General features: G+C 70.6%; 10 protein-coding genes. 6 read left to right on the plus strand and 4 right to left on the minus strand.

All coding sequences use genetic code 11. The features are described 5' to 3' along the window. From VFF46_RS37400 to VFF46_RS37415, 4 genes are all read right to left on the minus strand, one after another. On the minus strand, positions 1–350 hold a 350-nt coding region (locus tag VFF46_RS37400; RefSeq protein WP_325042000.1), incomplete at its 3' end, for a hypothetical protein. Positions 351–361: 11 nt separating this feature from the next. Then, on the minus strand, positions 362–1,423 hold the full coding sequence (locus VFF46_RS37405) for an NADH-quinone oxidoreductase subunit C (protein WP_325042001.1): 1,062 nt from the start codon (positions 1,421–1,423) through the stop codon (positions 362–364). Further along, complete coding sequence (locus VFF46_RS37410) at positions 1,420–1,977, minus strand: NADH-quinone oxidoreductase subunit B family protein (RefSeq protein WP_325042002.1); 558 nt, start codon at positions 1,975–1,977, stop codon at positions 1,420–1,422. Before VFF46_RS37410 ends, VFF46_RS37405 begins: the two co-directional genes overlap by 4 nt. Before the next feature lie 5 nt (positions 1,978–1,982). Next, a complete protein-coding gene (locus VFF46_RS37415) occupies positions 1,983–2,840 on the minus strand; it encodes an alpha/beta hydrolase (protein WP_325042003.1) in 858 nt (285 codons plus the stop codon). 71 nt (positions 2,841–2,911) lie between these two features. On the opposite strand from VFF46_RS37415, the gene VFF46_RS37420 reads away from it, so the two are divergent. The 6 genes from VFF46_RS37420 to VFF46_RS37445 form a co-directional block, all read left to right on the plus strand. Next, on the plus strand, positions 2,912–4,366 hold the full coding sequence (locus VFF46_RS37420; RefSeq protein ID WP_325042004.1) for a purine-cytosine permease family protein: 1,455 nt from the start codon (positions 2,912–2,914) through the stop codon (positions 4,364–4,366). Next, positions 4,367–4,879, plus strand: coding sequence for a cysteine hydrolase (locus VFF46_RS37425; protein ID WP_325042005.1), 513 nt, complete (start codon positions 4,367–4,369; stop codon positions 4,877–4,879). It abuts the gene before it with no gap. Further along, positions 4,876–5,577, plus strand: coding sequence for a GntR family transcriptional regulator (locus tag VFF46_RS37430; RefSeq protein WP_325042006.1), 702 nt, complete (start codon positions 4,876–4,878; stop codon positions 5,575–5,577). Before VFF46_RS37425 ends, VFF46_RS37430 begins: the two co-directional genes overlap by 4 nt. Positions 5,578–5,688: 111 nt before the next feature. After that, complete coding sequence (locus tag VFF46_RS37435) at positions 5,689–5,844, plus strand: hypothetical protein (protein ID WP_325042007.1); 156 nt, start codon at positions 5,689–5,691, stop codon at positions 5,842–5,844. 358 nt (positions 5,845–6,202) lie between these two features. Beyond that, complete coding sequence (locus tag VFF46_RS37440) at positions 6,203–6,364, plus strand: hypothetical protein (RefSeq protein WP_325042008.1); 162 nt, start codon at positions 6,203–6,205, stop codon at positions 6,362–6,364. Positions 6,365–6,501: 137 nt separating this feature from the next. Beyond that, the coding region (locus VFF46_RS37445; RefSeq protein WP_325042009.1) for an ATP-binding protein at positions 6,502–8,061 on the plus strand (1,560 nt) is incomplete at its 3' end.

Consider the following 8,061-nt stretch of genomic DNA (forward strand, 5'->3'; position numbering starts at 1 on the left):
GCGGCGTCGGCGATCGCGGGGAGGTCCAACGGTTGCGGGGAGCGCGTCATCGGGGTGGCGTCGACGAACGGCCTGGCCAGGTCCAGGTTCTCGAAGCGCATGCTGAACATCACCCGCAGGTCGTTGCCGACGGCAACCCAATGGTTGAGCATCGACTCGGCCGGCTTCCCGGGCGCGAGCCGCTGCGCCCGCGCGGCCGCGATCTCCAGGTCCTCGGCGAGCAGGATGTCCAGCGCGGCATGCTCCTCGGCGAGAATCGCCAGCCTGCGCGCGTCATCCACCCACTCACGGGTCAACGGATGCTGCCGCTCCAACGTCCATCGAGCCAGCTCTTCAGCAGTCGGAATCACAACACCCGAGCCTACGACTCGTCGGACGAAGCCCGGCCGCCCGCCGCCTCACCGTCCGCTGGCGGCTGGTTGGACTGGCCTGGCGCAGCCGGTCCTGAGTCCGCCTGCGCGCGGTCCGTCGGCAGGTGGTCCACCTGCTGGTGCTCCGTCGGCGGGCGGTCCGGCGTCGGGCGGTCCGGCGCCGGGTGGTCCGTCGGCGCGTGGTCCGGCCTCGCGTGGTCCGTCGGCGCGTGGTCCGGCCTCGCGTGGTCCGGTGTCGGGTGGTCCGGTGTCGGGTGGTCCGGCGCCGGGTGGTCCGTCGGCGCGCGGTCCGGCCTCGGGCGGTCCGGCGCCGAGCGGTCCGTCGGCGGGTGGTCGGGTGAGGCCTGGGTGGCGGGAGGCTTGGCTGCTGGGGGTGTTTGGCGGCGGGTGCGGCGTTCTCCGGGGGCGGTACCGCGGCGTGGGCGGGCCGGGGTGGCGGCGGCTTCGGCGGCGGCCAGGGGGTCCGGGGCGGGGGAACCGGGTGGGCGCGGGCCCCAGGTCTCGGGGTCGGGGACGCCGGGCGGGAGGGTACGGCGGCGACTGGGCGCGCCGGCGGGGGCGTGGTCGGACTCGCCCGGTTCCTTGGCGCCAGGCCACGGCTTGGCGACCCGGGACGCGAGCACGAACTCCTTGCGCAGCGGGTACCCCTCGAACTCCTCCGGAAGCAGCAGGGTAATCAGGTTCGGGTGCCCGTCGAACGCGATCCCGAACATCTCGTGCGTCTCCCGCTCGTGCCAGTTCGCCCCGGCGTACACCTCGGTCAGCGTCGGCAGTACGGCGTTGTCCCGCGGCACCAGGGTCCGCACCAGCACGTGATCGACATGCGCCCCGCCCCAGAAGTCCGCGAGGTGCGACACCACCCGGAACCCGTCCTTGAGCTCGTCGGACGCGCTCAGGAAGTCGAAGAACGTGAGCCCGACCGCGTCCCGCAGTACCTCGTGCGCCGCGACCCACGACTCCGGCGGTACGTCGACCGCGACCGGACCGAAGCTGCTCGCCGAGGTCGCGGCGATCCCGGCGCCGGTCAGCGCCTCGAGAGCGTCGGACGTCAAGGCTGCACCAGACCTCGCGTCAGGGCGGCCGCCGACGGCTCGTCGTACCGGCTCGCGACCGTCTCGCCGGCGATCTTCTCCTGCAGTTTGAGGATGCCCTGCAGCAGCGCCTCCGGCCGCGGCGGGCAGCCGGGCACGTACACGTCCACCGGGATGATCTGGTCGACGCCCTTGGTCACGCAGTACGAGTCCCAGTACGGGCCGCCGGAATTCGAGCAGGAGCCGAAGCTGATCACGTACTTCGGCTCCGGCATCTGGTCGTACAGCCGCTTGATGGCCGGCGCCATCTTGTCCGTGACCGTGCCGGACACCACCATCAGGTCGGCCTGCCGCGGCCCGGGCGCGAACGGGATCACGCCGAGCCGGATGAAGTCGTGCCGGCCCATCGACGCCGCGATGAACTCGATCGCGCAGCAGGCGAGGCCGAAGTTGAACACCCAGAGCGAGTACTTCCGCCCCCAGTTCAGCAGGTACCGGACGGGCTCCGGCGCGAGCCGCGTCAACGCACCCACCGCCGGCCGCACGGTCGGCATCCCCAACTCGGTCTCGGCCATGGTGGTTAGCCTAGTCCGACGATCTCCTCCGCGAGGATTTCCGGGTATTCGAGGGGCGCGTAGTGGCCGGCGCCGTCGACCGGCCGGACCCGGACGTCGCTGTAGAAGTCGTCCACCCGGTCCGACCAGGCGCGCGGGAACAGCGGGTCGAACTCCGGCCACAGCACCACGGTCGGTACGGCGATCCGGTCGTACGACGCCGGCGCGGTCTCGGCCGCGGACACGGCGACGGACCCCGCACCGGCCCGGTACCACTGGATCGACGCCGTGAACGCGCCGGGTTGTGAATACGTATCCACCAGGTGATCCAGGTCCGGCTCGAAGCCCGGCCCGGACCAATGCGTCCAGAAGTGCGTCAGGTACGCGCGGACCGCGTCCGGCTTCCCGTCGATCAGCTCCTCGATCACCGGCAGCCGGTGGAACGCCTGATACCAGAACTCCGCCTGCGCGTGCTCGGAAAACACCCGTTTCCCGATGCCCGGCAGCGGTGGCGCGATCACCAGTCCCGCCACCAGTTCGGGGCGGGTCCGCGCGATCCGTTGCGCGATGCGGCTGCCGATGTCGTACCCGGCGAACACGGGCCGTTCCAGCCCGAGCTCCTCCACCAACGCGACGACGCTCCGGGCCTGCGCGTCCGCGCCGTACCGAGCAGGGTCCGCGGACGCACCCTCCGACGCGCCGAACCCGCGCAGATCCGGCACCACCACCTCGCAACCGTGTTCGACGAGGAGCGGCGCGAGGAGACGGTGGTCCGTCCGATCGCCGGGCCAGCCGTGCAGCAGGACGACGGCGTCACCGTCTCCCACCCGGTCGTACGCGAGCCTGAACCCGTCCACTTCGGCGCTGAGCTGCATGTCGTTCATTGTTGACCACCCGATCGGCCGGGCCTACCGTGATTGAACAGGACTGAACAGGTCCTTCATAAGGAGCCGGGATGACCGATCAGGTCGAGGTGCAGCAGACCCGCGCGCTCTCCGTCGAGAGCAACGGGCTGAACGTGATCGCGGACGCGGACCGCAGGGGCCGCCCGAGCCAGTTGTTCTGGCCGTGGTTCGGGGCCAACGTTTCCGTGCTGGGACTGAGCTACGGCGCCTTCGCGCTCGGGTTCGGGATCTCGTTCTGGCAGGCGGTGATCGCGGGGCTGGTCGGGGTGGTGTTCTCGTTCCTGCTCTGCGGGTTGATCGCGCTGGCCGGAAAACGTGGTTCGGCGCCGACCATGGTGCTCAGCCGGGCCGCGTTCGGGGTGCGGGGAAACAAGTTTCCGTCGCTGGTTTCCTGGTTGCTGACGGTCGGCTGGGAGACGGTGCTGACGATCCTCGCGACGCTGGCGACCGCGACCGTGTTCGACCGGCTCGGCTGGGGCGGCGGCGCACTGACCAAGGTGATCGCGCTGGTCGTGGTCGGCCTGCTGACGGTCGCGTGCGGCGTACTCGGGTTCGACCTGATCATGCGGGCGCAGACGGTGATCACGATCGTGACCGGCGTACTGACCGTCGTCTACATGATCCTGGTCGCGGATCAGATCCACTGGAAAACGGTTTCGGCCTTGCCGAACGGGTCGGCGCAGGCAGTGATCGGCGCGCTGGTGTTCCTGATGACGGGCTTCGGGCTCGGCTGGGTGAACGCGGCGGCCGACTACTCGCGGTACCTCCCGCGCCGGGCGTCGAGTCGCGGCGTGGTCGGCTGGACGACGTTCGGCGGCTCGGTCGCTCCCGTCGTACTGCTGGTGTTCGGGCTGCTGCTCGCCGGGTCGTCGAAGGACCTGAGTACGGCGATCGGCGCGGATCCGATCGGTGCGCTGGCGGCGACCTTGCCGACCTGGTTCCTGGTGCCGTTCGTGATCGTCGCGGTGCTCGGGCTGGTCGGCGGCGCGGTGCTCGACATCTACTCGTCCGGGCTCGCCCTGCTGTCCCTCGGGTTGCCGGTGAAACGGTACGTCGCGGCGTTCGTCGACGGCGTGGTGATGATCGCCGGCACGATCTACGTGGTGTTCTACGGCGGGAAGTTCCTCGGGCAGTTCCAGGGTTTCCTGATCACACTCGGCGTACCGATCGCGGCCTGGTGCGGGATCATGCTCGCCGACATCGCGGCCCGGCGGCGCGACTACGCGGAGGACGACCTGTACCGGCCGAGCGGGCGGTACGGCGATGTCCGGTGGTTGCCGGTGGCCACGATGATCGTCGCCACGGGCATCGGTTGGGGGCTCGTGACGAACACGCTGGCTTCCTGGCTGACCTGGCAGGGGTACCTGCTCGGGGCGTTCGGGCTCGGCGGCAAGCAAGGCGCGTGGGCGTTCGCGAACCTCGGCGTACTGGCGGCGCTGGTGATCGGGTTCGGCGCGCAGTGGATCGGCGGGCGGCCCGCCGTACGGCGACAGGAGGCGGGATAGGTGCTCGCGCTGATCGACCTGCAGCGGATCTTCGCGGACCCTTCGTCGGGGTGGGCGACGCCGGACTTCCAGCGGGTGGTGGAGCCTGTGCGGGAGTTGATCAGGCTGTTCTCGCCGGAGTTGGTGTTCACGCGGTTCGTCGCGCCGGAGGAACCTCGCGGGGCGTGGGTCGGGTACTACGAGGCGTTCCCGTTCGCGTTGCAGCCCGCTGATGCGGCGGACTACCAGCTGGTGGACGAGTTCAAGGGCGCTCCAACTCTGGACAAGACGACGTTCGGTGCCTGGGGCCCCGAACTGGCGGCGCGGGTCGACGGCCGCCTGGTGCTGGCCGGGGTCGCCACCGACTGTTGCGTGATCAGTACGGCGCTTGCCGCGGTCGACGCCGGCGTACAGGTGCAGGTGGTGGAGGAGGCGTGCGCCGGGTCCACCGCGGAGAACCACTCGAAGGCGATCGACCTGATGCGGCTGTACGCGCCGATGCTGGAGATCGTCAGCGTGGAGCAGCTGCGATGATCCGGCTCAAGCACGAGCGGGTCGCCCGGGTGCTCGCGCGGGAGATCAAGTCCGGCGTCGTACGGCCGGGTGCGCAGCTGCCGGGTGAGGTGGAGCTGGCCCGGCGTTTCGCGGTCAGCCGGAACACGGTCCGCGCAGCACTTGCCGTCCTCGCCGCGGACGAGCTGATCGCGACCCGGACCGGGAAGGGTTCGTACGTACTGTTCGACGGGCGGCCGCTGGACGGGCGGCTCGGGTGGACGCACGCGCTGTCCGAGCAGGGCGTGGAGACCCGGATGCGAACGGTGCGGATCGAGCTCGAGGAGGACCCCGAGCTGGCCGATCGCCATGATCTGGAGTCGCCACAGGTGGTGGTGATCGAGCGCGTCCGGCAGCTCACGGACGGTACGTCGATCTCGCTCGAACGCAGCCGGATCCCGGCCGTCGACGCGTTGCGGGACCTCCCCGAACGCGGCCTCGACAACGGCTCGATCAGCGTCACGCTGAACCGCGCCGGCCTGTACCTGGACCACTGCGAACAACGCCTCCGCGGTCGCCCGCTGACCCCCGTCGAAGCCGGCCACCTGGAACGCCCCGAAGGCACCTGGTTCCTGCACACCACCCGCACCAGCTGGACCGCCACCGACCGGTTCGCCGAACACGCGGACGAACTCCTCGATCCCACCCACTACGAACTCAATCTCACCTACCCCAGCTGATCCGGCCGCCCTAAGGGGTAGTTGCCGGGGGCATAGGGAGTTGTGCTGATGTGGGGGTGCTCCTCAGAGACGGACTGTTTCTTCAGCAACGAGAAGCAGCCGGAGGAGATCATGTTCGTTTACTCGACCGCCGCGGTTCAGGCGGAGATGAAGTATCGCCAGGAGCGGATCCGCCGCGACTTCCAGCGCCCCCTGTGGTTCCGCAAGCGCGCACCGCAGCCGCCCCGGCCCTGCGCGCCCGAGTTGCGGGCCCGGCCCGCGATGTGACCGCACGTTCACCACCCAGGCCCCCTTCCCCCGGCGCGGCCGGCTCCCCGAGAGCCGGCCGCGCCTCCGTCTTTCCGGGGCCCTAAGACCCCCTGAGAGCACCTAGGAGTCCGCCTACGCCGGGGATAGGGAGGAGTTCCGATGTGCGGGGTCACCTCAGACGAGCAGATTAAGGGTGTCGGCAGGGAGCCGGCACAGGACGACGGAGGAACACATGTTTACGAACGCATCGGTCAAGGCTGAGGTCGACTACCGCAGGGAGCGGCTCAGCCGGGACTTCCGGCAGCACCGGGGCAACCGGGGGCGCCGGGCCATCAGTCACTTGTTCGGCCGGAAAGCCTGAGGGGAGGAAACAACCATGATCAACATGCCCATGACTCCGGACTCGTTGCGGGCGGAGGTCGCGTACCGGCTGGAGCGCGCGAAGCGTGACTACCGGGCGGCGAACCGCCGGGAGCGCAAGGCCAAGAGCTCGCAGGCCGAGCCGCGGCAGGCCCTCCGACCCCGCCCCGCCGCATGACCGCCAGGACCGCCGTCCCCGATCGGGAAACCTCGATCAGGGACGGCGTTTCCGTATCCACCCGCGCCGCGGATTCTGCGGTCGGGAGAAGCCGTGGGACGGGATGCCGTCGATTTGTGTCGGCGCCAGGGGCGAAGATGGACGACGTGCCCTGGAATTCGACACCTCTCGTCGGCCGCTCGTCCGAGATGGCCGCCCTGCTCAGCGCCGTGGACGACGCGAAGACGCGCCGCGCCGGTGCCGTGCTGCTGTCCGGCGACGCCGGCGTCGGCAAGACCCGGATGCTGGACGAGGTGGCGACCGGTGCGCACGAGCGCGGCTTCGGCGTACTGGTCGGGCACTGCACGGACTTCGGCGACGCCGGCCTGCCGTACCAGCCGTTCTCGGAGATCTTCGGCCGGCTGGCCGGCGACCGCCCGGACCTGGTCGAGAGCGTGCTCACGAACTTCCCGGCGATCGCCCGGCTGCTGCCCGCGCACCGGCTGATCGGGGCCCAGCCCGCGCCGCAACAGGAGGGCCAGCTCGACCGCGCCGCCCTGTTCGACGCGGTGCTCGGCGCGTTCACGGCGTTGTCCACCAGCGAGCCGCTGCTGGTGATCATCGAGGACGCGCACTGGGCGGACGACTCCACGCGGGACCTGATCGGTTTCCTGATCACCCGGCTGACCTCGCAGCGCCTGGCGCTGGTGGTGTCGTACCGCAGCGACGACCTGCACCGTCGGCACCCGCTCCGCCGGCCGATCGCCGAATGGTCCCGCAATCCTCGGGTACGTCGGGTCAACCTGCTGCCCCTCGACGCCGACGAGGCCCGCACGCTGCTGCACTCGCTGCTGACCGATCCGCTGCCCGCGGACGAGGAGCGCCGGATCCTGGAGCGGGCCGGGGGTAATGCGTTCTTCACCGAGGAGCTGGCGGCGGCGGCCTCGATGGGCGACAACGACGGCGTACCGCCGGATCTCGCCGACCTGCTGCTGGTCCGGCTCGACCCGCTGTCGGACAACGCCCGCCAGGTGGCCCGGGTGATCGCGGTCGCCGGGCGCCGCGTCCCGCACAATCTGCTGACCGCGGTCGCGAAGCTCCCGGACCGCGAGCTCGACGACGCCCTCCGCGAGCTGATCGACGCGCACATCATCGACGTACCGACCAGCGATCGGTACTACTTCCGGCACGCCCTGCTGGCCGAAGCCGTGTACGACGACCTGCTGCCGGGCGAGCGCGTCCGCGAGCACGCGGCGTACGTGCAGGCCCTGGAGAACCAGACCGTCGCGGGTACTGCCGCCGAGCTGGCCGGCCATGCCACCCGGTCGCACGACCTGGCGACCGCGTTCGAGGCCCGGGTCCGCGCCGGGCAGGAGGCGCTGTCGGTAGCGGCGCCGCTGGAGGCCCTGAAGCACTACGAGATGGCGCTCGAGCTGTTCCCCAACGCGGCGCCGACGACCACGGTCGACAAGACCTGGCTGATCGTCGACACCGCGACCGCGGCCACCTTGTCCTCGCAGCACCTGCGCGGGCTCAAGCTGCTCCGGAAGGCGCTGGCCGAGCTCCCGCCGGACGCCCCGAAGCGCCAGCGCGCCGAGCTGCTGCTCCCCCTGGCGGACATCGCGCTGATCATCGACCAGGACCAGGAGTCCAACGAGGCCGTCTCGCAGGCGCTGAAGCTGGTCAACGACGAGCCGGCCAGCGTGTTCAAGGCACAG

The organism is Kribbella sp., assembly GCF_035655035.1.
Classification (GTDB): Bacteria; Actinomycetota; Actinomycetes; order Propionibacteriales; family Kribbellaceae; genus Kribbella.

Coding starts and splice junctions, on each gene's coding strand:
- VFF46_RS37410 (WP_325042002.1), bottom strand. CDS start 1,977: ATGGCCGAGACCGAGTTGGGGATGCCGACCGTGCGGCCGGCGGTGGGT.
- VFF46_RS37415 (WP_325042003.1), bottom strand. CDS start 2,840: ATGAACGACATGCAGCTCAGCGCCGAAGTGGACGGGTTCAGGCTCGCG.
- VFF46_RS37420 (WP_325042004.1), top strand. CDS start 2,912: ATGACCGATCAGGTCGAGGTGCAGCAGACCCGCGCGCTCTCCGTCGAG.
- VFF46_RS37430 (WP_325042006.1), top strand. CDS start 4,876: ATGATCCGGCTCAAGCACGAGCGGGTCGCCCGGGTGCTCGCGCGGGAG.
- VFF46_RS37435 (WP_325042007.1), top strand. CDS start 5,689: ATGTTCGTTTACTCGACCGCCGCGGTTCAGGCGGAGATGAAGTATCGC.
- VFF46_RS37440 (WP_325042008.1), top strand. CDS start 6,203: ATGATCAACATGCCCATGACTCCGGACTCGTTGCGGGCGGAGGTCGCG.